At 66.9% G+C, this 26,193-nt stretch carries 35 protein-coding genes and 1 pseudogene; all 36 read right to left on the bottom strand.

The window, feature by feature from the left end; genetic code table 11:
* Positions 1-16: 16 nt before the first annotated feature.
* Positions 17-568: pseudogene (locus VTA80_RS12515) on the bottom strand (alpha/beta fold hydrolase); the annotation flags it as partial.
* Between the two features lie 188 nt (positions 569-756).
* Positions 757-1,287: a 50S ribosomal protein L17 gene (gene rplQ / locus VTA80_RS12510; RefSeq protein WP_407341425.1), complete on the bottom strand. Its 531-nt coding sequence runs from the start codon at positions 1,285-1,287 to the stop codon at positions 757-759.
* Between the two features lie 70 nt (positions 1,288-1,357).
* Positions 1,358-2,371 (bottom strand): DNA-directed RNA polymerase subunit alpha, encoded by a 1,014-nt coding sequence (locus VTA80_RS12505; protein ID WP_407341424.1) that lies wholly within the window; start codon positions 2,369-2,371, stop codon positions 1,358-1,360.
* Positions 2,372-2,574: 203 nt separating this feature from the next.
* Complete coding sequence (rpsK, locus tag VTA80_RS12500) at positions 2,575-2,976, bottom strand: 30S ribosomal protein S11 (RefSeq protein ID WP_407341423.1); 402 nt, start codon at positions 2,974-2,976, stop codon at positions 2,575-2,577.
* An 85-nt stretch (positions 2,977-3,061) separates the two neighbouring features.
* Entirely contained in the window at positions 3,062-3,442 is a 381-nt protein-coding gene (gene rpsM / locus VTA80_RS12495) for a 30S ribosomal protein S13 (protein ID WP_407341422.1), read from the bottom strand.
* 197 nt (positions 3,443-3,639) lie between these two features.
* Positions 3,640-3,753 (bottom strand): 50S ribosomal protein L36, encoded by a 114-nt coding sequence (gene rpmJ / locus VTA80_RS12490; protein ID WP_009740505.1) that lies wholly within the window; start codon positions 3,751-3,753, stop codon positions 3,640-3,642.
* A gap of 73 nt (positions 3,754-3,826) precedes the next feature.
* Positions 3,827-4,048: a translation initiation factor IF-1 gene (gene infA / locus VTA80_RS12485; RefSeq protein ID WP_024286981.1), complete on the bottom strand. Its 222-nt coding sequence runs from the start codon at positions 4,046-4,048 to the stop codon at positions 3,827-3,829.
* A 222-nt stretch (positions 4,049-4,270) separates the two neighbouring features.
* Positions 4,271-5,116, bottom strand: a complete 846-nt coding sequence (gene map, locus VTA80_RS12480; RefSeq protein ID WP_407341421.1) for a type I methionyl aminopeptidase — start codon at positions 5,114-5,116, stop codon at positions 4,271-4,273.
* A 61-nt stretch (positions 5,117-5,177) separates the two neighbouring features.
* The gene (locus tag VTA80_RS12475; protein WP_407341420.1) at positions 5,178-5,756 is read right to left on the bottom strand and encodes an adenylate kinase; all 579 of its coding nucleotides are present in this window, start codon (positions 5,754-5,756) and stop codon (positions 5,178-5,180) included.
* Positions 5,753-7,051 (bottom strand): preprotein translocase subunit SecY, encoded by a 1,299-nt coding sequence (gene secY, locus VTA80_RS12470; protein ID WP_407341419.1) that lies wholly within the window; start codon positions 7,049-7,051, stop codon positions 5,753-5,755. Before secY ends, VTA80_RS12475 begins: the two co-directional genes overlap by 4 nt.
* 163 nt (positions 7,052-7,214) lie before the next feature.
* Positions 7,215-7,799 carry a 50S ribosomal protein L15 gene (gene rplO / locus VTA80_RS12465; RefSeq protein ID WP_407341418.1) on the bottom strand — a complete coding sequence of 195 codons (585 nt, stop codon included), beginning with the start codon at positions 7,797-7,799 and terminating at the stop codon, positions 7,215-7,217.
* The gene (gene rpmD, locus VTA80_RS12460; RefSeq protein WP_407341417.1) at positions 7,799-7,981 is read right to left on the bottom strand and encodes a 50S ribosomal protein L30; all 183 of its coding nucleotides are present in this window, start codon (positions 7,979-7,981) and stop codon (positions 7,799-7,801) included. Before rpmD ends, rplO begins: the two co-directional genes overlap by 1 nt.
* Positions 7,981-8,625, bottom strand: a complete 645-nt coding sequence (gene rpsE, locus VTA80_RS12455) for a 30S ribosomal protein S5 (protein WP_407341416.1) — start codon at positions 8,623-8,625, stop codon at positions 7,981-7,983. Before rpsE ends, rpmD begins: the two co-directional genes overlap by 1 nt.
* Before the next feature lie 40 nt (positions 8,626-8,665).
* The gene (gene rplR, locus VTA80_RS12450) at positions 8,666-9,037 is read right to left on the bottom strand and encodes a 50S ribosomal protein L18 (protein ID WP_407341415.1); all 372 of its coding nucleotides are present in this window, start codon (positions 9,035-9,037) and stop codon (positions 8,666-8,668) included.
* Positions 9,038-9,040: 3 nt separating this feature from the next.
* A complete protein-coding gene (gene rplF / locus VTA80_RS12445; RefSeq protein ID WP_407341414.1) occupies positions 9,041-9,580 on the bottom strand; it encodes a 50S ribosomal protein L6 in 540 nt (179 codons plus the stop codon).
* Positions 9,581-9,604: 24 nt separating this feature from the next.
* Positions 9,605-9,997, bottom strand: coding sequence for a 30S ribosomal protein S8 (gene rpsH / locus VTA80_RS12440; RefSeq protein WP_407341413.1), 393 nt, complete (start codon positions 9,995-9,997; stop codon positions 9,605-9,607).
* A gap of 78 nt (positions 9,998-10,075) precedes the next feature.
* Complete coding sequence (locus tag VTA80_RS12435; RefSeq protein ID WP_407341412.1) at positions 10,076-10,261, bottom strand: type Z 30S ribosomal protein S14; 186 nt, start codon at positions 10,259-10,261, stop codon at positions 10,076-10,078.
* 1 nt (position 10,262) lies between these two features.
* Positions 10,263-10,850 carry a 50S ribosomal protein L5 gene (gene rplE / locus VTA80_RS12430; protein WP_407341411.1) on the bottom strand — a complete coding sequence of 196 codons (588 nt, stop codon included), beginning with the start codon at positions 10,848-10,850 and terminating at the stop codon, positions 10,263-10,265.
* On the bottom strand, positions 10,850-11,191 hold the full coding sequence (rplX, locus tag VTA80_RS12425) for a 50S ribosomal protein L24 (RefSeq protein ID WP_407341410.1): 342 nt from the start codon (positions 11,189-11,191) through the stop codon (positions 10,850-10,852). Before rplX ends, rplE begins: the two co-directional genes overlap by 1 nt.
* A gap of 2 nt (positions 11,192-11,193) precedes the next feature.
* Positions 11,194-11,562, bottom strand: a complete 369-nt coding sequence (gene rplN / locus VTA80_RS12420; protein ID WP_130102614.1) for a 50S ribosomal protein L14 — start codon at positions 11,560-11,562, stop codon at positions 11,194-11,196.
* A gap of 145 nt (positions 11,563-11,707) precedes the next feature.
* Complete coding sequence (gene rpsQ, locus VTA80_RS12415) at positions 11,708-11,989, bottom strand: 30S ribosomal protein S17 (RefSeq protein ID WP_407341409.1); 282 nt, start codon at positions 11,987-11,989, stop codon at positions 11,708-11,710.
* 8 nt (positions 11,990-11,997) lie between these two features.
* Entirely contained in the window at positions 11,998-12,237 is a 240-nt protein-coding gene (gene rpmC / locus VTA80_RS12410; protein ID WP_130102616.1) for a 50S ribosomal protein L29, read from the bottom strand.
* Complete coding sequence (rplP, locus tag VTA80_RS12405; RefSeq protein ID WP_407341408.1) at positions 12,237-12,656, bottom strand: 50S ribosomal protein L16; 420 nt, start codon at positions 12,654-12,656, stop codon at positions 12,237-12,239. The genes rpmC and rplP overlap by 1 nt, the downstream gene beginning before the upstream one ends.
* A 3-nt stretch (positions 12,657-12,659) precedes the next feature.
* Positions 12,660-13,508 carry a 30S ribosomal protein S3 gene (gene rpsC, locus VTA80_RS12400; RefSeq protein WP_407341407.1) on the bottom strand — a complete coding sequence of 283 codons (849 nt, stop codon included), beginning with the start codon at positions 13,506-13,508 and terminating at the stop codon, positions 12,660-12,662.
* Positions 13,508-13,876, bottom strand: coding sequence for a 50S ribosomal protein L22 (rplV, locus tag VTA80_RS12395; RefSeq protein WP_130102619.1), 369 nt, complete (start codon positions 13,874-13,876; stop codon positions 13,508-13,510). The genes rpsC and rplV overlap by 1 nt, the downstream gene beginning before the upstream one ends.
* Positions 13,877-13,947: 71 nt before the next feature.
* Positions 13,948-14,229, bottom strand: a complete 282-nt coding sequence (gene rpsS, locus VTA80_RS12390) for a 30S ribosomal protein S19 (RefSeq protein WP_130102620.1) — start codon at positions 14,227-14,229, stop codon at positions 13,948-13,950.
* Between the two features lie 11 nt (positions 14,230-14,240).
* Complete coding sequence (gene rplB / locus VTA80_RS12385; RefSeq protein ID WP_130102621.1) at positions 14,241-15,077, bottom strand: 50S ribosomal protein L2; 837 nt, start codon at positions 15,075-15,077, stop codon at positions 14,241-14,243.
* A gap of 32 nt (positions 15,078-15,109) precedes the next feature.
* Positions 15,110-15,412 carry a 50S ribosomal protein L23 gene (rplW, locus tag VTA80_RS12380; protein WP_407341406.1) on the bottom strand — a complete coding sequence of 101 codons (303 nt, stop codon included), beginning with the start codon at positions 15,410-15,412 and terminating at the stop codon, positions 15,110-15,112.
* Complete coding sequence (gene rplD / locus VTA80_RS12375) at positions 15,409-16,110, bottom strand: 50S ribosomal protein L4 (RefSeq protein ID WP_407341405.1); 702 nt, start codon at positions 16,108-16,110, stop codon at positions 15,409-15,411. Before rplD ends, rplW begins: the two co-directional genes overlap by 4 nt.
* Position 16,111: 1 nt before the next feature.
* A complete protein-coding gene (gene rplC / locus VTA80_RS12370; RefSeq protein ID WP_407341404.1) occupies positions 16,112-16,771 on the bottom strand; it encodes a 50S ribosomal protein L3 in 660 nt (219 codons plus the stop codon).
* Positions 16,772-16,793: 22 nt separating this feature from the next.
* Complete coding sequence (gene rpsJ / locus VTA80_RS12365; protein WP_012867945.1) at positions 16,794-17,102, bottom strand: 30S ribosomal protein S10; 309 nt, start codon at positions 17,100-17,102, stop codon at positions 16,794-16,796.
* Between the two features lie 351 nt (positions 17,103-17,453).
* The gene (gene tuf, locus VTA80_RS12360; RefSeq protein ID WP_407341403.1) at positions 17,454-18,647 is read right to left on the bottom strand and encodes an elongation factor Tu; all 1,194 of its coding nucleotides are present in this window, start codon (positions 18,645-18,647) and stop codon (positions 17,454-17,456) included.
* A 123-nt stretch (positions 18,648-18,770) separates the two neighbouring features.
* On the bottom strand, positions 18,771-20,873 hold the full coding sequence (gene fusA / locus VTA80_RS12355; RefSeq protein ID WP_407341402.1) for an elongation factor G: 2,103 nt from the start codon (positions 20,871-20,873) through the stop codon (positions 18,771-18,773).
* Between the two features lie 62 nt (positions 20,874-20,935).
* On the bottom strand, positions 20,936-21,406 hold the full coding sequence (gene rpsG / locus VTA80_RS12350; RefSeq protein WP_407341401.1) for a 30S ribosomal protein S7: 471 nt from the start codon (positions 21,404-21,406) through the stop codon (positions 20,936-20,938).
* Positions 21,407-21,781, bottom strand: coding sequence for a 30S ribosomal protein S12 (rpsL, locus tag VTA80_RS12345; RefSeq protein ID WP_130102628.1), 375 nt, complete (start codon positions 21,779-21,781; stop codon positions 21,407-21,409).
* Positions 21,782-22,207: 426 nt separating this feature from the next.
* Positions 22,208-26,083 (bottom strand): DNA-directed RNA polymerase subunit beta', encoded by a 3,876-nt coding sequence (locus tag VTA80_RS12340; RefSeq protein WP_407341400.1) that lies wholly within the window; start codon positions 26,081-26,083, stop codon positions 22,208-22,210.
* Positions 26,084-26,193: the final 110 nt, after the last annotated feature.

Raw genomic sequence — 26,193 nt, 5'->3', positions numbered from 1 at the left:
CGACGACGAGCCGGCCGTCCCGGCACGCCGCGAGGTACGCCCGCTCCTGGCTGCGGAAGTGGTCGAGGCGGCCGTTCACGAGCCAGACCGGCACCGGCACGCGGGCGAGATCGGCGACCGGGTCGAGCCCCCGCACGGCGCGCAGCGCGTCGATGACCACGTCGTACGCGAAGCCGCCGGCCGCGACGTCGGCGGCGCCGACGGGGTTGAGCGTGCGGTCCACCAGGAACTGGTTGAGCCGCGCGCCCGAGTCGGGCAGGCGTGCGATCGCGCGCGCGGCGAGGACCCATGCGTCGACCACGGGCCGGGTGGGTCGCGTCGAGCAGGACGCAGCCACCAGGCCGGCCACCTGGTCCGGGTAGCGGGCAGCGTGCGTGATCGCGACGTAGCCCCCGAGCGAGAGGCCGACGACGAGCGCCCGCTCCCCCGCGGCGATCGCCTCACCGATGGCGCCGACCGCACCGTCGAGCGTGAACCGTTCGGCCCGGCGTCGGCCATGCCCCGGCAGGTCGATGGCGACCGCGCGGTGACCCGCACGGGTGAGCGCCTCGACCTGCGCGCGCCACATGGTGCGCGAGGTGCGCAACCCGTGCACCAGCACCACCGGAACCGGCGCACAACCCCCGTCCAGACCCATACCGGCGACCCTATGGCGCCGCCGGCCGGCCCACCCCCGCACAACAGAACAACGCCCGAGCGCTGAGGTCCTGGTGGACGTCAGCGCTCGGGCGTTGCGGACTGCAGTGGTGCTGGTCGTCAGGCCTTGTCGGCCTCGACGGGCTCCGCCGTGTCGGCCACGGGGGCCTCCTCGACGGGGGTCTCGACGACAGCCTCGTCGGCCGACTTCTCGACCTTCTTGGCGGACTTCTTCGGCGCGGCCTTCTTCGTGGCCTTCTCGGCCTCGCGGACGGTGGCCTGCTTCGGGCTGAGCGGCTCGAGCACGAGCTCGATCACGGCCATCGGCGCGTTGTCGCCCTTGCGGGGACCGATCTTCGTGATCCGGGTGTAGCCACCCTGACGCTCGGCCACGGCCGGCGCGATCTCGGTGAACAGGACGTGCACGACGTCCTTGCTCTTGACGACCGTGAGCACGCGACGACGGGCCTGCAGGTCACCGCGCTTGGCGAACGTGATCAGGCGCTCGGCGAGCGGGCGAAGGCGCTTGGCCTTGGCCTCGGTCGTCGTGATGCGCTTGTGCTCGAACAGGCTCGTGGCCAGGTTGGCCAGGATCAGCCGCTCGTGCGCCGGGCCGCCACCGAGCCGGGGACCCTTAGTGGGCGTAGGCATGGTCTAACTCCTCAAAGTTCCAGTGATGAACGAGCGAGGCGGGCACAGGTGCCCTCCGCCCGACGCAGCGTCAGTACTGCTCTTCCTCGGTGAACTCGCCCTCTTCGCCGTCGTAGTACCCGGCGGCCTTGGTCGGATCGAAGTCGAGCGGGCTGTCCTTGAGGGACAGGGTCAGCTCAGCAAGCTTCTCCTTGACCTCGGTGATCGACTTCGCACCGAAGTTCCGGATGTCGAGCAGGTCGGCCTCGCTGCGAGCCACGAGCTCACCCACGGTGTGGATGCCCTCGCGCTTGAGGCAGTTGTACGACCGGATCGTCAGCTGAAGGTCCTCGATCGGGAGCGCGAGGTCAGCGGCGAGGGCGGCGTCCGTCGGGGACGGGCCGATCTCGATGCCCTCGGCCTCGACGTTCAGCTCGCGGGCGAGACCGAACAGCTCGACGAGCGTCTTACCGGCCGAGGCCAGTGCGTCGCGGGGCGAGATCGAGTTCTTCGTCTCGACGTCGACGATCAGCTTGTCGAAGTCGGTGCGCTGCTCGACACGCGTGGCCTCGACCTTGTAGGTCACCTTGAGAACCGGCGAGTAGATCGAGTCGACCGGGACGCGCCCGATCTCGGCGTCGTACGACTTGTTCTGCGAGGCAGAGACGTACCCGCGGCCACGCTCGACCGTGAGCTCGATCTCGAGCTTGCCCTTGTCGTTCAGGGTCGCGATGTGCAGGTCCGGGTTGTGGACCTCGACCCCGGCCGGCGGGACGATGACGGCGGCCGTGACGGCGCCGGCACCCTGCTTGCGCAGGTACATCACGACGGGCTCGTCGTTCTCCGACGAGACCACGAGGTTCTTGATGTTGAGGATGATCTCCGTGATGTCTTCCTTGACGCCCGGCACGGTGGTGAACTCGTGCAGCACGCCGTCGATCCGGATGGACGTCACGGCAGCACCCGGGATGCTCGAGAGCAGGGTGCGACGGAGGGAGTTTCCGAGCGTGTAGCCGAAGCCCGGCTCCAGTGGCTCGATGGAGAACCGCGACCGGTACTCCGAGATGACCTCTTCGGTCAGGGTGGGGCGCTGTGCTATGAGCACTTCTGGGTTCCTCTCAGTGAGCGTCCGCCATATGACGCTCTGCGGTGGTGCGAGCCTGCCGGGTCTCGGTCTACCGAGCAGGCAATCTGCGCGAAAGCTGCCGGGCCTGCGGAGGGGCCCGTCAACCGGTCAAGCAAACCGTCCGACCGAACGAGCCGCGCGGTGAACCGAAGTCACCGCGCGGACTCGCGCGTTCGAGCAGATCAGACGCGGCGGCGCTTGGAGGGACGGCAGCCGTTGTGAGCCTGGGGCGTCACGTCCTGGATCGAGCCGACCTCGAGGCCGGTCGCCTGGAGCGAACGGATCGCGGTCTCGCGACCTGAACCCGGGCCCTTGACGAAGACGTCGACCTTCTTCATGCCGTGCTCCTGCGCGCGGCGAGCAGCGGCCTCGGCCGCGAGCTGGGCCGCGAACGGGGTCGACTTGCGCGAACCCTTGAAGCCGACCTGGCCGGACGAGGCCCAGGCGATGACGGCACCCGTGGGGTCCGTGATCGTGACGATGGTGTTGTTGAACGTGCTCTTGATGTGCGCCTGGCCGTGGGAGACGTTCTTCTTCTCCTTGCGGCGCGGCTTGCGCACGGCGGTACGAGTCTTGGGAGGCATGTGCTTGTTTTCTCCTGGTCTGGGTCGGCTGAGTGCAGTACCGCTCTCGGGCTGGCGCTAGGCCTGACCGGGCGGGCTACTGCTGCTACTTGCGACCGGCCTTCTTCTTGCCGGCGACGGTGCGCTTCGGGCCCTTGCGGGTGCGCGCGTTGGTCTTGGTGCGCTGACCGCGCACCGGGAGGCCACGGCGGTGCCGCAGGCCCTCGTAGCAGCCGATCTCCACCTTGCGGCGGATGTCAGCTGCGACCTCGCGCCGAAGGTCACCTTCGAGCTTGAAGGAGGCCTCGAGGTAGTCGCGCAGGGCGACCAGCTCAGTGTCGCCCAGGTCCTTCACGCGGACGTCCGGGCTGATGCCCGTGGCGGCCAGCGTCTGCTGGGAGCGGGTACGGCCGACGCCGTAGATGTAGGTGAGCGCGATCTCGAGCCGCTTATCGCGGGGGAGGTCGACTCCGACAAGACGTGCCATGTGACTGGTGACTCCTGTACTGCGTCGGAGGCCGTCCGCATCACCCTCCCGCGTGTTCCGCGGGCCTCGGCCTCCGACCGAGGGTTCGCCGCCTGCGGCCCGTGGGGCCGAGGAGGAGTGGTGGTGCGCTGGTGGTGCCTCGCCTGATGGCTCGGAACCGGACGATCTGCTCGGGTGCGTCCCCGAGCGTCAGGGCTTCAGCCCTGGCGCTGCTTGTGACGCAGGTTCTCGCAGATCACCATGACGCGACCGTGCCGGCGAATCACCTTGCACTTGTCGCAGATCTTCTTGACGCTGGGCTTGACCTTCATGCTTTGTTCCTCCGCCGCCGCGGTTCGCGTCCGTACCCGCAGGTACGAGCGCGACGGCGTGATCGAGTGATGGTTACTTGTAGCGGTAGACGATCCGGCCGCGGGACAGGTCGTACGGGCTCAGCTCAACAACCACGCGGTCCTCGGGGAGGATCCGGATGTAGTGCTGACGCATCTTGCCCGAGATGTGGGCGAGCACTCGGTGGCCGTTGGCCAGCTCCACGCGAAACATCGCGTTCGGCAGGGCCTCGACAACGCTGCCCTCGATCTCGATGACACCGTCCTTCTTTGCCATATCCTCCGCTAACTCTCGGTTGCTATATCTCCCCGGCGCCACCCGTTCGCAGTCACGTTCGATCACGAGGGGTCGAGCCGGATTGGTGGCGCACCGACACGGCGCGCGCACCCAACGGGCTACCCTACGGCATCGAAGGGGTGAGCGGAAACCGCTGAGCCCCTCGAAGACGCTCCGGTGCCGTCGGTGCCCCTCGAGGACGCAACGGCGCCGTCGGTACCACTAGTCGGCGAGCGGGGTGACCCGCACGCCCAGGGCGGCGAGGCGCTCGGCGCCGCCGTCCTGCGCGGTCAGCACCCAGATGCCGTTCTCCAGGAGCGCGACCGAGTGCTCCCAGTGCGAGGCCCGCGAGCCGTCGTCGGACACGACGGTCCAGTCGTCCTCGAGGGTCTGGGTCGTGCGGTCACCGCGCACGAGCATCGGCTCGACGGCCAGGCACATGCCGGGCTTCAGCCGGGGTCCACGGTCGCGGGTGCGGTAGTTGAGCACGTCGGGCGGCTGGTGCATCGCGCTGCCGATCCCGTGGCCGACGAACTCCTCGATGACCCCGTACCGGGCCCCGGCGTTCGCGCCGGCCGTCTGAGCGGCGTCGACGACGTCCTCGACGGCCTCCCCCACGCCGCCGAGGCGGTTACCGGTCGCCAGCGCGGCGATGCCGGCCCACATGGCATCCTCCGTGGTCGTCATGAGCTCGACGTCGAGCGGGTCGGCGTCGGGCAGCACGAGCGTCATCGCCGAGTCCCCGTGCCAGCCCTCGACGATCGCACCGCAGTCGACCGAGACGACGTCGCCGGGCTCGAGCACGCGCGGTCCGGGGATCCCGTGCACGATCTCGTCGTTGACCGACACGCACAGCGTCCCGGGGAAGCCGTCATACCCCAGGAACGACGGCGTGGCGCCCGCCGCCCGGATGATCTCGGCCGCGATCGCATCGAGGTCGGCCGTCGTCTGCCCGGCCCGGGCCTGGGCCCGTACCGCCGCCAACGCGTCGGCGACCACGAGTCCGGCGCGCCGCATGAGCAACACCTGCTCGTGGGTCTTGTACTCGATCTTGTCGCGCCCGAACATGACTGGTCCAGCTCCTCGTCGCTTGGTCAACGCACGCGGTGTGCCCCGCGTCGGCGGGTCTTCAGCCCACGTGGGTCGCGAGGGCGGCAAGCAGCCGCTCCGTGACGTCGTCCACGTCGCCGATGGCGTCCGCGACGACGAGCAGGCCGCGCTGGGCATAGCTCGTCGTGAGCGGAGCGGTCTGCTCCGCGTAGATCTCGAGCCGGCGACGGATCGCGTCCTCGGTGTCGTCCGCGCGGTTCTCGATCTCCGCGCGCTTGTGCAGCCGGGCGAGCAGCTCCTCCCGGGGCGCGTCGAGCTCGAGGACCGCATCCAGCGCGGTCCCGGCACTCGCGAGCACGCCGTCGAGCACGTCCGCCTGGTCGGCGGTGCGCGGGTAGCCGTCGAGGATGAACCCGTCAGCGGCGTCGGGCTCGGCCAGGCGGTCCGCGACCATGGCGTTGGTGATCTCGTCGGGGACGAGGTTGCCCGCATCGGTGAACACCTGCGCGCGCTTGCCCAGCGGGGTGCCGCCCTTGATGTTCGCCCGGAAGATGTCTCCCGTGGAGATCGTCGGGACCCCGAGGCGGGCCGCCAGGCGCGCCGCCTGGGTGCCCTTGCCGGAGCCCTGGGGGCCCATGATGATGAGCCGTGCGGTCATCGCAGGAACCCTTCGTAGTGGCGCTGCTGAAGCTGGGACTCGATCTGTTTCACAGTCTCGAGACCGACACCGACCACGATGAGGATCGACGCTCCGCCGAACGGGATGTTGCGGCTGATGTCGAGCAGGATGAACGCGATCGTCGGGACGAGTGCGACAAGCGCAAGGTACACCGAACCCGGGGCCGTGATCCGGGAAATCACGAACGACAGGTACTCCGCCGTCGGCCGCCCGGCCCGGATGCCGGGGATGAAGCCGCCGTACTTCTTCATGTTGTCCGCGACCTCGACCGGGTCGAACGTGATCGCCGTGTAGAAGTAGCAGAAGAAGATGATCAGCGCGACGTACAGGAGCAGGTGCAGCGGCGCAGCCGAGTCGACGAGGTTGATCGACAGCCACACCTTCCAGGACGCGGTCTGGTCACCGAACTGGGCCAGCAGGGCGGGCACCTGGAGCAGCGACGACGCGAAGATGATCGGGATGACCCCGGCCATGTTGATCTTGATCGGGATGTAGGTGCTCGAGCCGCCGTACATCTTGCGACCGACCATGCGCTTGGCGTACTGCACGGGGATGCGGCGCTGCGACTGCTCGACGAACACGACGAGCCCGATCACGAGCACGACGATGGCGAGCACGATGGTGAACTTCGTCGGGCCGTTGTCGCCACCGGCGATGGACCACAGCGCGGTCGGGAAGCTGGCCGCGATCGACGTGAAGATGAGCAGCGACATGCCGTTGCCGACACCGCGCTCGGAGATGAGCTCGCCCAGCCACATGATCAGGCCGGTCCCGGCAGTCATGACGAGGACCATGAGCAGGATCGTCTGGATGCTGTCGTCCGGGATGACCTTGACCGAGCAGCCCTGGAACAGCTGTCCGGTGCGCGCGACCGTGATGACGGTCGTCGACTGCAGGATCGCCAGGGCGATGGTCAGGTACCGCGTGTACTGCGTGAGCTTCGCGGTGCCCGACTGACCCTCCTTGTGCAGGGCCTCGAAGCGCGGGATGACCACGCGCAACAGCTGGACGATGATGCTCGCCGTGATGTACGGCATGATCCCCAGCGCGAACACGCTCAGCTGGAGCAGGGCCCCACCGCTGAACAGGTTCACCAGACCGAGCAGATCGCTGTTACCGGCGGTCTCGTCGATACAGGTCTGGACGTTGGGGTACGAGACCCCAGGCGTCGGCAGGAACGAGCCGACCCGGAAGATCGACATCATCGCGATGGTGAAGAGCAGCTTGCGCCGCAAGTCGGGCGTCCTGAACGCCCGGACGAATGCGCTGAGCACCTATCCTCCTGCTCCGCCGAGGGCGGTGTGTGGTGACGCCGGGCGATCCCGGCCGTCGAACGAAGCACCCCCGGGGGGCGCCCCGCGAAACCTTATCCGATCAGTGCGTGGATACGGGAATGGGGCCGGTGGGACGGATGTCCCACCGGCCCCATTCATCCGATCAGTCCTGCTCGACGGTCCCGCCGGCAGCCGCGATCTTTTCCTTGGCCGACGCCGAGTAGGCGTCCACCGCGATAGAGACCTTGACGGTGAGCTCGCCGGTGCCGAGCACCTTGACAAGCTGGCCCTTGCGGACCGCGCCCTTGGCTACGAGGTCATCGACCGTCACCGAACCACCCGAGGGATACAGCTCGGACAGCTTGTCCAGGTTCACGACCTGGTACTCGGTGCGGAACGGGTTCTTGAACCCGCGGAGCTTCGGAAGCCGCATGTGCAGCGGCATCTGTCCACCCTCGAAACGCTCGGGGATCGTGCGCTTGGCCTTCTGGCCCTTGGTGCCTCGACCGGCCGTCTTACCCTTGGACGCCTCGCCACGACCCACGCGGGTCTTGGCGGTCTTGGCGCCCGGGGCCGGACGGAGGTGGTGCACCTTGAGGGTGCCACCAGCGCCCAGCTCGGGCTCGGCTGCCTTCGCAGCCGGAGCCTTCTTGACGGCAGCGGCCTTGGCCGGAGCCTTCTTGGCCGGAGCCTTCTTCACGGGAGCCGTCGCCTTCGCGACGTCATCCTGCGTCTTGTCGTCAGCCATCAGTCGACCTCCTCGGTCACGACCATGTGCACCACGGTCGAAACCATGCCGCGGATCTCCGGACGGTCCTCCTTGACGACAGTGTCGCCAATTCGCTTCAGACCGAGGGAGCGCAGCGTCTCGCGCTGGTTTCGCTTGCCGCCGATGGCGGACTTGGTCTGGGTCACCTTGATCCGGCCCATCAGGAGTGCACCCCCAGTGCCCGGGCTCGCAACAGCGAGGCAGGGGCGACGTGCTCGAGCGGGAGGCCACGGCGTGCTGCCACGGACTCCGGCTGCTCGAGCCCACGCAGCGCGGCCACCGTCGCGTGAACGACGTTGAGCGAGTTGGTGGAACCGAGCGACTTGCTCAGCACGTCATGGATGCCGGCGCACTCCAGGACGGCGCGGACCGGACCACCGGCGATGACGCCGGTACCCGGGGACGCCGGACGAAGGAACACGACGCCCGCGGCGGCCTCACCCTGGATGGGGTGAGGAATGGTGCCCTGGATACGGGGAACCTTGAAGAAGTTCTTCTTGGCTTCCTCGACCCCCTTGGCGATTGCCGCGGGGACCTCCTTGGCCTTGCCGTAGCCGACGCCGACCGTGCCATCGCCATCGCCGACGACGACGAGCGCCGTGAAGCTGAAGCGACGACCGCCCTTGACGACCTTGGAGACGCGGTTGATCTTGACGACGCGCTCGACGAACTGGCTCTTCTCGGCCGAGTCACGCCGACCGCCGTCACGGCGACCGCCGTCACGACCGCCGCCGCCGCCGCTGCCGCCCGCGGGGGCGCCGGTGCCGGCGCCCGCCCCGGTGTTGCTGCGCTGAGGTGCAGCCATCAGTGGATCCTCTGCTTCCGTACGGAGGTGGGTTCAGTCGTCACAGGGTCAAGCCGCCTTCGCGAGCCCCGTCGGCGACTGCTGCCACCCGGCCGTGGTACTTGTTGCCGCCGCGGTCGAACACGACCGCGTCGATTCCGGCTGCCTTGGCACGCGCGGCGACGAGCTCGCCGACCTTGTGCGCCTTGGCGGTCTTGTCTGCGCTCAGCGCCCGGAAGTCGGCCTCGAGGGTCGACGCCGAGACAACGGTGCGGCCGACGCTGTCGTCGACAACCTGCACCATCATGTGCCGAGCGGAACGGGTGACCACGAGACGCGGACGAACCGCCGTACCCGAGACCTTCTTGCGAAGACGCAGGTGACGGCGAGCACGCGCGACGATCCTGCCCTTGCCCTTGATCTTGAGAGCCATGGCTTACTTACCCGCCTTTCCGACCTTGCGGCGGACAATTTCGCCGGCGTACCGAACGCCCTTGCCCTTGTAGGGCTCAGGCTTCCGGATCTTGCGAATGTTGGCCGCAACCTCACCGACCTGCTGCTTGTCGATGCCGCTGACCGAGAGCTTGGTCGGGCTCTCCACCGTGAACGAGATGCCAGCCGGGGGCGTGATGTTCACCGGGTGGCTGAAGCCGAGTGCGAACTCGAGCGTCTCCCCCTTGGCGACCACGCGGTAACCGGTACCGACGATCTCGAGCTTCTTCACGTAGCCCTCCGTCACACCGGTGACGAGGTTCGCCAGCAGCGTGCGGGTGAGGCCGTGCAACGAGCGCGAAGCGCGCTCGTCGTTCGGCCGGGTGACCACGATGGCGCCGTTGTCATCGCGGGCAACCGCGATGGGGTTCGGAACCGTGTGCGTCAATGAGCCCTTGGGGCCCTTGACGGTCACTGTCGGTCCAACAATGGTGACGTCCACGCCGGTGGGTACCGGGACGGGGACTCTGCCGATTCGAGACATGGCTAGCTCCTTTCGTCTCGGGACTTACCAGACGTAGGCGAGGACTTCCCCACCCACGCCCTTCTTGGCGGCCTGCTGGCCAGTGAGGAGACCGGAGGACGTGGACAGGATCGCCACGCCCAGGCCGCCGAGCACCTTGGGCAGATTGGTCGACTTCGCGTACACACGCAGGCCCGGCTTGGACACGCGGCGTACACCGGCGAGCGAACGCTCGCGGTTCGGGCCGAACTTCAGTTCGATCGTGAGGTACTTGCCGACAGGCGCGTCCTCAACCTTCCAGCCGGCGATGTACCCCTCGGCCTCGAGGATTTCAGCTACGTGCGACTTCAACTTCGAGAACGGCATGCGCACCGTGTCGTGATAAGCCGAGTTCGCATTCCGCAGACGCGTGAGCATGTCTGCGATCGGGTCAGTCATCATTGGGCTTCCGCCCTTCCTCGCCGGGGTATCCCCACCGGGTGTGAACCCATGTGGTGAGGACCAGCGGCGTAGTAGTTACCAGCTGCTCTTGGTGACGCCGGGAAGCTCGCCTGCGTGTGCCATCTCGCGCACGCAGATGCGGCAGAGCCCGAACTTGCGGTAGACGGAGTGCGGACGTCCGCACTTCTGGCACCGGGTGTAGCCGCGCACCTTGAACTTCGGGGTCCGGGCTGCCTTCTGGACTAGGGCGGTCTTCGCCATGTCAGATCTCCTTGAAGGGGAAGCCGAGACGCTTCAGCAACGAGCGGCCCTCAGCGTCGGTGGTCGCGGTCGTGACGATGGTGATGTCCATACCCCGCACGCGGTCGACCTTGTCCTGATCGATCTCGTGGAACATTGCCTGCTCCGTGAGACCGAAGGTGTAGTTGCCGTTGCCGTCGAACTGCTTCGGCGAGAGCCCGCGGAAGTCGCGGATACGCGGCAGCGCGGTGGAGAGCAGCCGGTCCAGGAACTCCCACATCCGGTCGCCACGCAGCGTGACGTGGGCGCCGATCGGCATACCCTCACGCAGCTTGAACTGGGCGATGGACTTGCGAGCCTTGGTGACCTGGGCCTTCTGGCCGGTGATCGCGGCAAGGTCCTTGACCGCCCCGTCCATCAGCTTCGAGTCCTTGGCTGCGTCGCCGACACCCATGTTCACGACGACCTTGGTCAGCCGTGCGACCTGGTTGACGTTCTCGTGGGCGAACTCCTCGCGGAGCCCGGAGACGATCTCCTCGGCGTAGCGCGTCTTCAGGCGCGGGACGACGGGCGCGACCTCGGGGGTCGTCGCAGTGCTGTCAACGCTCATCAGATGTCCTTACCGGAGCGCTTGGCCACACGGATCCGCACCGTCTTCTTGCGGCCGTCGCGCTCGATCTCTTCGATCCGGAACCCGACGCGGGTGCCCTTCTTGGTCTCCGCGTCGACAACCATCACGTTGCTGATGTGGATCGGGGCCTCAATGGTCTCGATGCCACCGGTGCGGGTGCCGCGCTGCGACTGCCCGACCTTGACATGCTTCGTGACGCGCTGGACGCCCTCGACGACGACGCGCTGCGTCTCGCTGAGGACCTCGAGAACCCGACCCTGCTTGCCGCGGTCGCGGCCTGAGATGACGACGACGAGGTCGCCCTTCTTGATCTTCGCCATGGTTAGAGCACCTCCGGAGCAAGCGAGATGATCTTCATGAACTTCTTGTCGCGCAGCTCGCGGCCCACCGGGCCGAAGATGCGCGTGCCACGGGGTTCGCCGTCGCTCTTGAGGATCACGGCCGCGTTCTCATCGAACTTGATGTACGAGCCGTCGGGGCGACGGCGCTCCTTCTTGGTACGGACGATGACCGCCTTGACGACATCACCCTTCTTGACGTTTCCGCCCGGGATCGCGTCCTTGACGGTGGCGACAATGGTGTCGCCAATTCCGGCGTAACGACGTCCCGAGCCACCGAGAACACGGATGCAAAGGATTTCCTTGGCACCAGTGTTGTCGGCGACTTTGAGTCGCGACTCCTGCTGGATCATTCGATGAACTCCTGACGTCTGCTGGTTCTCGCGCTGCGAGCCTGGCCGAACGGGTAGCTGCCGTCATGCACCCGTGGCGGCGGCGTCGGCCGGAGCCGGCGCCCCCGACCACGGGGGCAACTGATGTCTGTACTGCTTCGAAGGCCTACTTCGCCTTCTCGAGGATCTCCACCACGCGCCACCGCTTGGAAGCGGAGAGCGGGCGGGTTTCCATGATCATGACCAGGTCGCCGACGCCGGCCGCATTGGCCTCGTCGTGCGCCTTGACCTTGCTCGTGCGCCGGATGACCTTGCCGTAGAGCGGGTGCTTGACCCGGTCTTCGACCTCCACCACGACGGTCTTGTCCATCTTGTCGCTGATGACGTAGCCGCGCCGCGACTTGCGGTCGGCGCGGTCAACCGCAGCCTCGTTCTTGGTTTCGCTCATGGTCGACCTCACTCGCTCGCGCTCGGGGCAGTACGGATGCCGAGCTCGCGCTCACGCAGGATCGTGTAGATCCGCGAGATGTCGCGACGCACGGCCTTGAGACGCCCGTGGCTCTCGAGCTGACCGGTGGCCGACTGGAAGCGCAGGTTGAACAGCTCTTCCTTGGCCTTCTTGAGCTCGGCGACCAAACGCTCGTCGTCAAACCCGTCCAGCTCGGTGACGGCCAGATCCTTCGTTCCGATAGCCATCAGACGCCACCACCCTCGCGGACCACAAAACGGGTCTTCATCGGGAGCTTGTGCTGCGCGCGACGCATGGCCTCGCGAGCAAGCTCCTCCGGAACACCGGCGAGCTCGAAGAGAACTCGACCCGGCTTGACATTGGCGATCCACCACTCGGGCGAACCCTTACCGGAACCCATGCGGGTCTCCGCCGGCTTCTTGGTGAGCGGGCGGTCCGGGTAGACGTTGATCCAGACCTTGCCACCACGCTTGATGTGGCGGGTCATGGCGATACGAGCGGCCTCGATCTGCCGGTTCGTCAGGTACGCGGGCTCGAGAGCCTGGATACCGAACTCACCGAACGAGATCGCAGTACCACCGGTCGCGGCGCCGGAGCGCCCCGGGTGGTGCTGCTTGCGGTGGGCAAGCCTGCGCGGGATAAGCATTGCTCAGGCCTCCGAACCGGACTCGGGGGCGGGCGCTGCGGCCGGGGCGACAGCCTCGGCAGGTGCAGCGACGGGGGCCGAGGCAGGAGCCTCGGTGCGCTCGGGACGACGTGCTGCTCCGGCGCCACCGCGAGCGGGGCGGTCGGGGCGATCGGTCCGGGGTCCACGCGGTGCACGCGGGGCCTGGGTGGCCTGCTGCTGCGCATACTCCTTCTCGGTCATGTCGCCCTTGTAGATCCAGACCTTGACGCCGATGCGGCCGAACGTGGTCCGGGCCTCGTAGAAGCCGTAGTCGATGTTCGCCCGGAGGGTGTGCAACGGCACGCGTCCCTCGCGGTAGAACTCGCTCCGGCTCATCTCGGCGCCGCCGAGGCGACCCGAGCACTGGACCCGGATGCCCTTGGCACCAGCGCGCTGGGCGGACTGCATGCCCTTGCGCATGGCACGACGGAACGACACGCGGCTCGCAAGCTGCTCCGCGATCCCCTGGGCGACGAGCTGAGAATCCATCTCAGCGTTCTTCACCTCGAGGATGTTGAGCTGCACCTGCTTGCCGCTGAGCTTCTCGAGCTCGCCGCGGATGCGGTCGGCCTCCGCGCCACGACGCCCGATGACGATCCCGGGGCGTGCGGTGTGGATGTCGACGCGAACCCGGTCACGGGTCCGCTCGATCTCGACCTTGGAGATCCCGGCTCGTTCGAGCCCGGTCGCCATGAGCTTGCGGATGGCCACGTCCTCACGGACGTAGTCGCGGTAACGCTGTCCCGGCTTGGTGCTGTCGGCAAACCAACGCGACCTGTGGTCGGTGGTGATGCCTAGGCGGTACCCGTGCGGGTTGACCTTCTGTCCCACTATCGGGCCCTCTCCTTCTTCTCGACGGGGGCCACGACCACGGTGATGTGGCTGGTCCGCTTGAGGATCTGGCTTGCCCTGCCCTGTGCCCGCGGCCGGAACCGCTTGAGGGTCGGACCCTCGTCGACGTACGCCTCAGTGATGACGAGCGCGTGCTCGTCGAACGCTTCGCTCGCACGATCGGCCTTGACCCTCGCGTTGGCGATCGCACTTTCGACCACCTTGCGGACGGTCTCCCCAGCAGCCTGCGGCGCGAACTTCAGCGTCGCCACGGCCACGTCGGCCTGCTTGCCACGGATGAGGTCCACGACGCGCCGGGCCTTCTGGGGCGTGACGCGGACGAACCGCGCCTGCGCCTTGGCTTCCATTGCTGTCCTGCCTTCTGTCTCGTCTATCTCAAAGAACGGTGAAAGGTGTTGCCGCTACCGACCGGTGAAGGTCAGCGACGACGCGCCTTGCGGTCGTCCTTCTCGTGGCCGCGGAAGGTCCGCGTAGGGGCGAACTCGCCCAGCTTGTGTCCGACCATCGCCTCGGTGACGAAGACGGGTGTGTGCTTGCGGCCGTCGTGCACCGCAAACGTGTGACCCAGGAAGTCCGGGGTGATGAGCGAACGACGGGACCACGTCTTGATGACGTTCTTGGTCCCCTTCTCGTTCTGGACGTCGACCTTCTTCTGCAGGTGCCCGTCGACGAACGGGCCCTTCTTCAGGCTGCGTGGCATCTCGAGCTCCTTCAGCGCTTCTTGTTGAGGCGCCGACGGCGCACGATGAGCTTGTCGCTCGGCTTGTTGGGACGACGGGTGCGGCCCTCAGGCTGACCCCACGGGCTGACCGGGTGTCGTCCACCTGAGGTCTTGCCCTCGCCACCACCGTGCGGGTGGTCAACCGGGTTCATGGCGACACCACGGACGGAGGGGCGCTTGCCCTTCCACCTCATGCGGCCGGCCTTGCCCCAGTTGATGTTCGACTGCTCGGCGTTGCCGACCTCACCGATGGTGGCGCGGCAGCGCAGGTCGACGTTGCGGATCTCGCCGGACGGCATGCGCAGCTGCGCATAGATGCCGTCCTTGGCAACGAGCTGCACCGAGACACCGGCCGAACGGGCGATCTTGGCGCCACCACCGGGCTTGAGCTCGATGGCGTGCAGGACCGTACCGGTCGGGATGTTGCGGAGCGGCAGGTTGTTGCCGGGCTTGATGTCCGCGCCAGCACCGTTCTCGACGAAGTCGCCCTGCTTGAGCTTGTTCGGCGCGATGATGTAGCGCTTCTCGCCGTCCACGTAGTGGAGCAGCGCGATGCGCGCGGTGCGGTTGGGGTCGTACTCGATGTGAGCGACCTTCGCCGGAACGCCGTCCTTGTCATGCCGACGGAAGTCGATGACGCGGTAGGCCCGCTTGTGGCCACCACCCTGATGACGGGTGGTCACCCGGCCGGTGGAGTTGCGTCCACCAGTCTTGTGCAGCGGACGGACCAACGACTTCTCCGGCGTGGAGCGCGTGATCTCGACGAAGTCGGCGACGCTCGAGCCGCGACGGCCCGGCGTAGTCGGCTTGTACTTACGGATTCCCATGGGGATCTGTCCTCAATCTGCTCTCGGTCGGCTCAGCCGACCGGTCCGCCGAAGATGTCGATCGTGCCCTCGCGGAGGGTGACGATCGCACGCTTGGTGTCCTTGCGCTTGCCAAGGCCGAACTTGGTCCGCCGCGTCTTGCCCTTGCGGTTGATGGTGTTCACCGAAGCGACCTTGACGGAGAAGATCTGCTCGATGGCAACCTTGATCTCCGTCTTGTTCGCACGCGGATCCACGACGAAGGTGTACTTGCCTTCATCGAGAAGCCCATAGCTCTTCTCCGAGACGACCGGCGCGATCAGAATGTCGCGCGGGTCCTTCGCCACGGTAGTCACTTGGTGTCCTCCTCGATCTCGGCAGCCTCGATGGACGTTCCGACGGCCTTCACCGAGCGGCCGGTAGCCGGCCCCGCCAGGAACGCGTCGAGCGCGCCCTGCGTGAAGATGACGTCGTCGGAGACGAGCACGTCGTAGGTGTTCAGCTGGTCGGCGACCAGGAGGTGCACCTGCTCGACGTTGCGGAGCGACTTCCAGGTGATCTCGTCCTGACGCTCCACCACCACGAGCACGTGCTTCCGGCCCGACAGGCGGGCCAGAACCTCGAGGGCAACCTTGGTCGACGGCGCGGCGCCCGGGGCGAACCCGGAGACGACGTGCACGCGGCCGGCACGAGCGCGGTCCGAAAGAGCACCGCGGAGCGCCGCGGTCTTCATCTTCTTCGGGGTCCGCTGGCTGTAGTCACGCGGCGTCGGGCCGTGAACGACCCCACCACCGGTGAACTGAGGAGCGCGGGTCGAGCCCTGACGGGCGCGGCCGGTGCCCTTCTGCTTGTGCGGCTTACGGCCACCACCACTCACCTCGCCACGATTCTTCGTGGAGTGAGTTCCCTGGCGAGCCGCCGCAAGCTGCGCGACGACGACCTGGTGGATCAAAGGGATGTTCGTCTGGACGTCGAACACCTCGGCGGGCAGCTCAGCGCTGCCTGCCTTCTTGCCCGAGGAGTCCAGTACGTCGACGGTCAGTGTCTCAGCCACGTCATGCTCCCTTCGCGGCGGTCCGCACGAGCACGATGCCGTTCCGGGGTCCGGGGACCGCGCCCTTGACGAGCAGCAGACCCTTCTCGGCGTCGACCGCGTACACGGTGAGGTTCTGGGTGGTCATCTGGTCGAAGCCCATCCGACCAGCCATCTTCATGCCCTTGAACACGCGCGACGGGGTCGAAGCCCCACCGATCGAGCCGGGCTTGCGGTGGTTGCGGTGCGCACCGTGGGAAGCGCCGACGCCGTGGAAGCCGTGACGCTTGATGACACCCGCGGTGCCCTTGCCCTTGGTGGTACCGGAGACGTCGACGCGTGTTCCTGCTTCGAACGCCACCGCAGTGATCTCCTGGCCGAGCGAGTACTTGCCCGCGTCAGGAGTACGAACTTCGGCCACATGCCGGCGGGGGGTAACCCCGGCCTTCTCGAAGTGGCCCTTGAGGGGCTGGCTTACCTTGCGCGGGTCGATCTGGCCGTAGGCCAGCTGGACCGCGGCATAGCCGTCTGTCTCAGCGGTGCGCACCTGGGTGACAACGTTCGTGCCGACCAAGACGACAGTGACGGGGATGAGGAGGCCGTTGGCGTCCCACACCTGCGTCATGCCGAGCTTGGTACCGAGCAAGGCCGTGATCGGGCGCGCGTTCTGCTGGGTGGTCATGGTGATCAGTTCCTTCCCAGCTTCAGAGCTTGATCTCGATGTTCACGTCTGCCGGCAGGTCGAGGCGCATGAGCGAGTCGACCGCCTTCGGCGTGGGATCGATGATGTCGATGAGCCGCTTGTGCGTGCGCATCTCGAAGTGCTCGCGGCTGTCCTTGTACTTGTGAGGCGACCGGATGACGCAGAAAACGTTCTTCTCCGTCGGCAGCGGCACCGGGCCCACGACCGTCGCACCAGCGCGGGTCACCGTGTCGACGATCTTGCGCGCCGAACTGTCGATGACCTCGTGGTCGTACGACTTGAGCCGGATGCGGATCTTCTGTCCCGCCATTCGTCTGACTCTTTCTCTAGAACGGCTCTGTCCGACCCCCGCACTCGGGCGTGTCGCTTATTGCGGACACACTTTTGCGCTGCACACTCGTGAAAGGTACGAGGTCGTTGGATGCTGTCTGAGCTCCGCCACCGGGTTGACCCCGAGGCTCTGGAACCCTCAACGTTTGTTTCACCTGGGGAAGATCGCACGTGGTTGCACGCGCTCGGCTCCCGCCGGGCAACCTGGCTAGTGTGCCAGAGGAACGCCGCGAAGGCCAATTGCGTGAATCGGCCGGCGACGTGGTGTTCCCCGCCTCACGGCGGGGTGCGGGCAGGGCCCGGGCGAGATGCCCGGGCCCCACCCTCAAGATCACTTGATGATCTTGGTGACCTTGCCTGAACCGACGGTCCGGCCACCCTCGCGGATGGCGAAGCCGAGGCCGATCTCCATGGCGATCGGCTGGATCAGCGCGACCGTCATCTCGGTGTTGTCGCCGGGCATGACCATCTCGGTGCCCTCGGGCAGCGTGATGACGCCGGTGACGTCCGTGGTGCGGAAGTAGAACTGCGGGCGGTAGTTCGCGTAGAACGGGTTGTGACGCCCACCCTCATCCTTGGCGAGGATGTAGACCTGCGCCTCGAAGTCCTTGTGGGGGGTGATCGAGCCGGGCTTGACGACGACCTGGCCGCGCTCGACGTCCTCGCGCTTCGTGCCACGCAGCAGCAGGCCGACGTTCTCGCCAGCCTCCGCGTAGTCGAGCAGCTTGCGGAACATCTCGACGCCGGTGACCGTGGTCTTGATCGCCTTCTCGCGAATACCGACGACCTCGACCTCCTCGTTCACCTTGAGCTTGCCGCGCTCCACGCGGCCGGTGACGACCGTGCCACGACCGGTGATCGTGAAGACGTCCTCGATCGGCATGAGGAACGGCTTGTCGATGTCGCGGATCGGGTCCGGGACGGACTCGTCGACGGCGTCCATGAGGTCGGAGACCGACTTGACCCACTTGGGGTCACCCTCGAGCGCCTTGAGCGCCGAGACCTGGATGACGGGGACGTTGTCGCCGTCGAAGCCCTGCGCGGTGAGGAGCTCGCGCACCTCGACCTCGACGAGCTCGAGGATCTCTTCGTCGTCCACCAGGTCGGCCTTGTTCAGCGCGACGAGGAGGTACGGCACGCCGACCTGGCGGGCGAGCAGAACGTGCTCACGCGTCTGGGCCATGGGGCCGTCGGTCGCCGCGACCACGAGGATCGCGCCGTCCATCTGCGCCGCACCCGTGATCATGTTCTTGATGTAGTCCGCGTGCCCAGGAGCATCGATGTGCGCGTAGTGGCGCTTCTCGGTCTGGTACTCGACGTGCGCGATGTTGATGGTGATCCCGCGCTGCTTCTCTTCGGGCGCCTTGTCGATCTCGTCGAACGGCGTGAAGGGGTTCAGGGTCGGGAACTTGTCGTGCAGCATCTTCGAGATTGCAGCCGTCAGCGTCGTCTTGCCATGGTCGACGTGACCGATGGTCCCGATGTTGACGTGCGGCTTAGTCCGCTCGAACTTGGCCTTGCCCACTGTGTCCTCCTCGGACTCAAGGTAGTGATGTGACGAAACGATGCAGGAGCCATGCTGACACCTGCCGGGCGTTCGGTCCTACCGGTCGATTGAAATGCGGAACTTGATTGCGACCAGTGGGACTTACTCGCCCCGGGTCTTCTTGATGATCTCCTCGGCAACGTTCCGAGGAACCTCGGAGTAGCTGTCGAACTGCATCGAGTACACCGCGCGACCCTGGGTCTTCGACCGCAGGTCACCGACGTACCCGAACATCTCTGACAGAGGAACAAGGGCGCGAATAACCTTGACGCCCTTAGCGTCCTCCATGGACTGGATCATGCCGCGGCGCGAGTTCAGGTCACCGATGACGTCGCCCATGTACTCCTCGGGCGTGCGCACCTCGACCTCGAACTTCGGCTCGAGCAGGACCGGGTCGGCCTGACGGACGGCTTCCTTGAGGATCATGGAACCCGCGATCTTGAACGCCATCTCCGAGGAGTCGACGTCGTGAGACGCACCGTCGAGCAGGATCGCCTTGATGCCGACGAGCGGGTAGCCCGCCAGCACGCCCAGCTGCATCGCGCTCTGGATGCCGGCGTCGACCGACGGGATGTACTCCCGCGGGATACGGCCACCGGTGACCTTGTTGTCGAACTCGTACAGCTCGCCCTCGGACGCGTTGAGCGGCTCGAACGTCATCTGGATCTTGGCGTACTGACCCGAACCACCCGTCTGCTTCTTGTGGGTGTAGTCGAGCTTGACCACGCTACGACGGATCGTCTCGCGGTAGGCCACCTGCGGCTTGCCGACGTTCGCCTCGACCTTGAACTCGCGGCGCATGCGGTCCACCAGGATGTCCAGGTGGAGCTCGCCCATGCCGGCGATGATCGTCTGACCCGTGTCGATGTCGAGGTTGACCCGGAACGTCGGGTCCTCCTCGGCCAGCTTCTGGATCGCGAGCGACAGCTTCTCCTGGTCGCCCTTCGTCTTCGGCTCGATGGCCACCGAGATGACGGGCTCAGGGAAGGTCATCGACTCGAGCACGATCTGGTTCGCCGGGTCGCACAGGGTGTCACCGGTGGTGACGTCCTTCAGCCCGATGAACGCGTAGATGTGACCGGCCGTGGCGTCCTCGACCGGGTTCTCCTTGTTGGCGTGCATCTGGAAGAGCTTCCCGATGCGCTCCTTCTTGCCCTTGGTCGAGTTGTAGACCTGGGCACCGGACGCCACGTGACCGGAGTACACGCGGACGTACGTGAGCTTGCCGAAGAACGGGTGCGTGGCAACCTTGAACGCCAGGGCCGAGAACGGCTCCGTCGACTTCGGTGCGCGCGTGAGGATCTTCTCTTCGTTGCCCGGCGCGTGGCCCTCCATCGGAGGAACGTCGAGCGGCGACGGGAGGTAGTCGATGACCGCGTCGAGCATGGGCTGGACGCCCTTGTTCTTGACGGCAGAACCGCACAGGATCGGGTACGCCTCACCGGTGATCACGAGCTGGCGGATGCCGGCCTTGATCTCGGCGATGGTGAACTCCTCGCCCGCGAGGTACTTCTCGAGCAGCTCTTCGCTCGTGTCGGCGACGGCCTCGATGATCGCGGCCCGGTACTCGGCCGACTTCTCGACCATGTCGGCCGGGATCTCCTCGGTCGAGTAGACCTCGCCCAGCGCGGTCTCGCCGCGCCACACGAGCGCCTTCTGCTCGATCAGGTCGATGACGCCGATGAAGTCGTTCTCGGCGCCGATCGGGAGCTGGATCGGCAGCGGCTTGGCCTTGAGGCGATCGATGATCGTCTGCACGGTGTAGTAGAAGTCGGCACCGAGCTTGTCCATCTTGTTGACGAAGCAGATGCGGGGGACGTCGTACTTGTCCGCCTGCCGCCACACCGTCTCAGACTGGGGCTCGACACCTTCCTTGCCGTCGAAGACCGCAACGGCACCGTCGAGGACGCGCAGCGAGCGCTCGACCTCGACCGTGAAGTCCACGTGGCCCGGCGTGTCGATGATGTTGACCTGGTTCTCTCTCCAGTAACAGGTCGTCGCGGCGGACGTGATCGTGATGCCGCGCTCCTGCTCCTGCTCCATCCAGTCCATCGTCGACGCACCATCGTGCGTCTCACCGATCTTGTAGTTGACCCCGGTGTAGAACAGGATCCGCTCGGTGACGGTCGTCTTGCCGGCATCGATGTGCGCCATGATGCCGATGTTCCGGACCTTGTTCAGGTCCGTCAGCACGTCGAGTGCCACTGTGTCGCCCTTTCCAAGCATCGGGTGGCGCCGCTGGGATCAACCCAGCGGCGCCGACTGGCTCACCAGCGGTAGTGCGCGAACGCCTTGTTGGACTCAGCCATCTTGTGCATGTCCTCGCGACGCTTGACCGCGGCACCCAGGCCGTTGCTCGCGTCGAGGATCTCGTTCATGAGGCGCTCGGTCATCGACTTCTCGCGACGGACGCGGGAGTAGTCGGTGAGCCAGCGCAGTGCCAGCGTCGTGGAGCGGACGGGGCGAACCTCGACGGGGACCTGGTAGGTCGCACCGCCGACGCGCCGCGACTTGACCTCGAGCGCGGGACGGACGTTCTCGAGCGCGCGCTTGAGGACGACGACGGGATCGCCGCTCACCTTGGCCTCGACACCCTCAAGGGCGCCGTAGACGATGGCCTCAGCGACGGACTTCTTGCCGTCGCGGAGAACCTTGTTGATGAGCTGCGTGACGACCGGGGATCCGTAGACCGGGTCGATGATGAGCGGCCGCTTCGGGGCCGGACCCTTGCGAGGCATTTACTTGCTCCCCTTCTTGGCGCCGTAGCGGCTGCGAGCCTGCTTGCGGTTCTTCACGCCCTGCGTGTCGAGTGCACCGCGGACGATCTTGTAGCGGACACCGGGAAGGTCCTTCACGCGGCCACCGCGCACGAGCACGATGGAGTGCTCCTGCAGGTTGTGCCCCTCACCGGGGATGTAGGCCGTGACCTCGATCTGGCTGGACAGCTTGACGCGCGCGACCTTGCGAAGAGCCGAGTTCGGCTTCTTCGGGGTGGTCGTGTACACGCGGGTGCACACACCGCGCCGCTGCGGGCTGCCCTTGAGCGCCGGGGTCTTCGACTTCGTGGACTTGGGCTGCCGGCCCTTACGGACCAGCTGCTGGATCGTAGGCACTACGTCTCCGTGTCTGTTCGATGTGATTCTCTGGTCAACCGAAACCTTGTCCGGTTTAGAAGGATCGACCTGTTGGGGCCGACCCGGAGGTCTTGAGTCCCGCTCCGACCCCCGCACCCGGGCGTGTCGTCCCATCCTCACGTGGCGGCCACCACCCGAATCGCTCCGGTGGGGTGTACGCACGCGAAGGCAGAAGATCCGCCTGGCACCGGGTCCGACTGCCGAGGCAGCCGATGATCGCGATGCGTGCACGAGGGCCCGACGGCGCGGGCACGGTGGATCACGATACCGGCAGGTCCCAACTGAGTCAAAGCAGTCGGCCCGGCGCGCTCCCGGGCCCGTTCCGGCCCGCCCCCGTCCGGTAACGCCGCGAGGGGCCCACCGTGCGGTGGGCCCCTCGCGGGTCGTCAGTGCTCTAGCCGTCGCTCAGCGGAAGTCCCCGAAGTCGAGGTCTTCCAGCGGGATCGCTTCGCCCGAGCCGAGGCCCAGGGCGGGGAAGTCGATCTCGTCGTACCCGAAGCTCGGGTACAGCTCAGCCTTCGCCTCTTCGGTGGGCTCGACCGACACGTTGCCGTACCGGGGAAGACCGGTACCTGCCGGGATGAGCTTGCCGATGATGACGTTCTCCTTGAGGCCCAGCAGCGGGTCGCTGCGGCCGCTCATCGACGCCTCGGTCAGCACGCGGGTGGTCTCCTGGAAGGAGGCCGCCGAGAGCCACGAGTCGGTCGCGAGCGAGGCCTTGGTGATGCCCATGAGCTCGGGACGACCCGAGGCCGGCTGGCCACCCTCCGCGACCGCACGGCGGTTGGCATCCTCGAACCGGCCACGCTCGGCGAGCTCGCCGGGCAGCAGGTCCGAGTCACCGGAGTCGAGAACCGTCACGCGCCGCAGCATCTGCCGCACGATGACCTCGATGTGCTTGTCGTGGATGTCCACGCCCTGCGAGCGGTAGACCTCCTGGACCTCATCGACGAGGTGCTTCTGCGTGGCCCGCGGGCCGAGGATGCGCAGCACCTTCTTCGGGTCGACGGCGCCCTGGACGAGCTGGGTGCCGACCTCGACGTGATCGCCGTCGGCCACCAGCAGGCGAGACCGCTTGGTGATCGGGTAGGCGAGCTCCTCGGAGCCGTCGTCCGGGGTGAGCACGATGCGGCGGGTCCGGTCGGACTCGTCGATCGTGACCTGACCGGAGAACTCCGCGATGGGTCCCTCACCCTTGGGGGTGCGGGCCTCGAAGAGCTCCTGCACGCGGGGCAGACCCTGCGTGATGTCGTCGGCCGAGGCCACACCACCGGTGTGGAAGGTACGCATCGTGAGCTGCGTGCCGGGCTCGCCGATCGACTGGGCCGCGATGATGCCGACGGCCTCGCCGATGTCGACGAGCTTGCCCGTCGCGAGCGACCGGCCGTAGCACTTGGCGCACGTACCGACCCGCGACTCGCACGTGAGGACCGAGCGGATCTTGAGCTCGGTGACCCCGGCGGCGAGCAGGGCGTCGAGGAGCACGTCGCCGACGTCGTCCCCGGAGTGCCCGAGAACCTTGCCGTCGACCTCGACCGTCGTGGCGAGCGTCCGGGTGTAGACGCTCGTCTCGACCTTGTCGTGGCGGCGCAGGGTGCCGTCGCCGGCCGGGACGCCGATCGTCATGGTCAGGCCGCGCTCGGTGCCGCAGTCGTCCTCGCGGACGATGACGTCCTGGGAGACGTCCACGAGCCGACGCGTGAGGTACCCGGAGTCGGCGGTCCGCAGTGCGGTGTCCGCCAGCCCCTTGCGGGCGCCGTGCGTGGCGATGAAGTACTCAAGGACGGACAGGCCCTCGCGGTAGTTGGACTTGATCGGGCGCGGGATGATCTCGCCCTTCGGGTTCGCCACAAGGCCGCGCATACCGGCGATCTGACGGACCTGCATCCAGTTACCACGGGCACCTGAACCGACCATCCGGAAGATGGTCGAGCTCGGCGGGAAGTTCGTCCGCATCGCCTCGGCCACCTTGTCGGTCGCCTGGGTCCAGATCTCGATGAGCTCCTGGCGGCGCTCGTCGTCGGTGATCAGACCCTTCTCGTACTGGGTCTGGACCTTGGCGGCGCGCCCCTCGTGCTCCTCGAGGATCGCGGCCTTCTCGACCGGGGTGATCACGTCGGAGATCGAGATGGTGACGCCCGAGCGGGTGGCCCAGCTGAAGCCGGCCGCCTTGAGCGCGTCCAGGCTCGCCGCGACCTCCACCTTCGGGTACCGCTCGGCGAGGTCGTTGACGATCGTCGACAGACGCTTCTTGTCGACGACGCCGTTCTCGTACGGGTAGTCCACGGGCAGCAACTCGTTGAACAGGGCCCGGCCGAGCGTCGTGCCGAAGATGACCGGCTCAGCGCCGGTCCAGCCCTCGGGGGCGTCGAAGCCGTCCACGGGCGGGATGAAGTCCTCGAGGCGGATGAGGATCTCGGCGTTCAGGTCGATGGTGTGAGCATCGAACGCCATCATCGCCTCGGAGACCGAGCTGAAGGCCCGGCCGGCGCCCAGGGCGTCCGCCTTGTCCGACGTCAGGTGGTACAGCCCGATGATCATGTCCTGGGAGGGCATGGTCACGGGACGTCCGTCGGACGGCTTGAGGATGTTGTTGCTCGAGAGCATGAGGATCCGGGCCTCGGCCTGGGCCTCCGCGCTCAGGGGCAGGTGCACGGCCATCTGGTCACCGTCGAAGTCGGCGTTGAACGCGCCGCAGACGAGCGGGTGCAGGTGGATCGCCTTGCCCTCGACCAGCTGGGGCTCGAAGGCCTGGATGCCGAGACGGTGGAGCGTGGGGGCACGGTTGAGCATGACCGGGTGCTCCGTGATGACCTCTTCGAGGACATCCCAGACCACGGGGCGGGCGCGCTCGACCATGCGCTTGGCGCTCTTGATGTTCTGCGCGTGGTTGAGGTCGACGAGCCGCTTCATGACGAAGGGCTTGAAGAGCTCGAGCGCCATCTGCTTGGGCAGACCACACTGGTGCAGCTTGAGCTGCGGGCCGACGACGATGACCGAACGGCCCGAGTAGTCGACGCGCTTGCCGAGGAGGTTCTGACGGAACCGCCCCTGCTTGCCCTTGAGCATGTCCGAGATGGACTTGAGCGGGCGGTTGCCCGGTCCGGTCACCGGGCGTCCGCGGCGGCCGTTGTCGAACAGCGCGTCGACGGCCTCCTGGAGCATCCGCTTCTCGTTGTTGACGATGATCTCGGGCGCACCGAGGTCGAGCAGCCGCTTGAGGCGGTTGTTCCGGTTGATCACGCGGCGGTACAGGTCGTTGAGGTCGGAGGTCGCGAAGCGGCCACCGTCCAGCTGGACCATCGGGCGCAGGTCCGGGGGGATGACCGGGACGGCGTCCAGGACCATGCCCTCGGGCGTGTTCGACGTGGTGAGGAACGCGTTGACGACCTTGAGCCGCTTGAGCGCGCGCGTCTTGCGCTGGCCCTTGCCGTTCTTGATCGTGTCGCGCAGCGACTCGGCCTCGGCCTCGAGGTCGAAGGCCTGCAGCCGCTTCTGGATCGCGGCGGCACCCATCGAACCCTCGAAGTAGTTGCCGTAGCGGTCCGACAGCTGGCGGTAGAGCAGCTCGTCGCCCTCGAGGTCAGCGACCTTGAGGTTCTTGAACCGGTCCCAGACCGTGTCGAGGCGCTCGAGCTCGAGGTCCGAGCGCTTGCGCAGCTGCGTCATCTCGCGCTCGGCGGAGTCGCGCACCTTGCGGCGTGCGTCGGCGCGAGCACCCTCGGCCTCGAGCTCGGCCAGGTCGGCCTCGAGCTTCTTGGCGCGGGCCTCGATGTCGTTGTCGCGGCGGTCGGTGATCTCCTTCTTCTCCAGGTCGATCTCGTTCTGGAGGTTGGGGAGGTCCTCGTGCCGACCGGCCTCGTCGACGCTCGTGATCATGTACGCGGCGAAGTAAATGACCTTCTCGAGGTCCTTCGGCGCGAGGTCGAGCAGGTAGCCCAGGCGGGACGGCACACCCTTGAAGAACCAGATGTGGGTCACGGGTGCGGCGAGCTCGACGTGGCCCATGCGCTCACGGCGCACCTTGGACCGCGTGACCTCGACACCGCAGCGCTCGCAGATGATGCCCTTGAAGCGCACGCGCTTGTACTTGCCGCAGTAGCACTCCCAGTCCCGGGTGGGGCCGAAGATCTTCTCGCAGAAGAGCCCGTCCTTTTCCGGCTTGAGCGTGCGGTAGTTGATGGTTTCGGGCTTCTTGACCTCGCCATGAGACCAGGCGCGGATGTCTTCGGCCGTGGCCAGACCGATACGCAACTCATCGAAGACGTTGACGTCGAGCAATGCGTCCTACTTCCTTCGCTTGCCGGGTGTCCGCATCAGGCGGCCCAGCGGTGATGGAGTTCTACGGGGGTGGGTCCCCGGCGCCGCTCCCCCGGTTTCGGGGGTGGCAG

Source organism: Pengzhenrongella phosphoraccumulans (genome assembly GCF_045689905.1).
Classification (GTDB): domain Bacteria; phylum Actinomycetota; class Actinomycetes; order Actinomycetales; family Cellulomonadaceae; genus Pengzhenrongella; species Pengzhenrongella phosphoraccumulans.
This window is presented reverse-complemented; position numbering and strand designations above follow the sequence as displayed.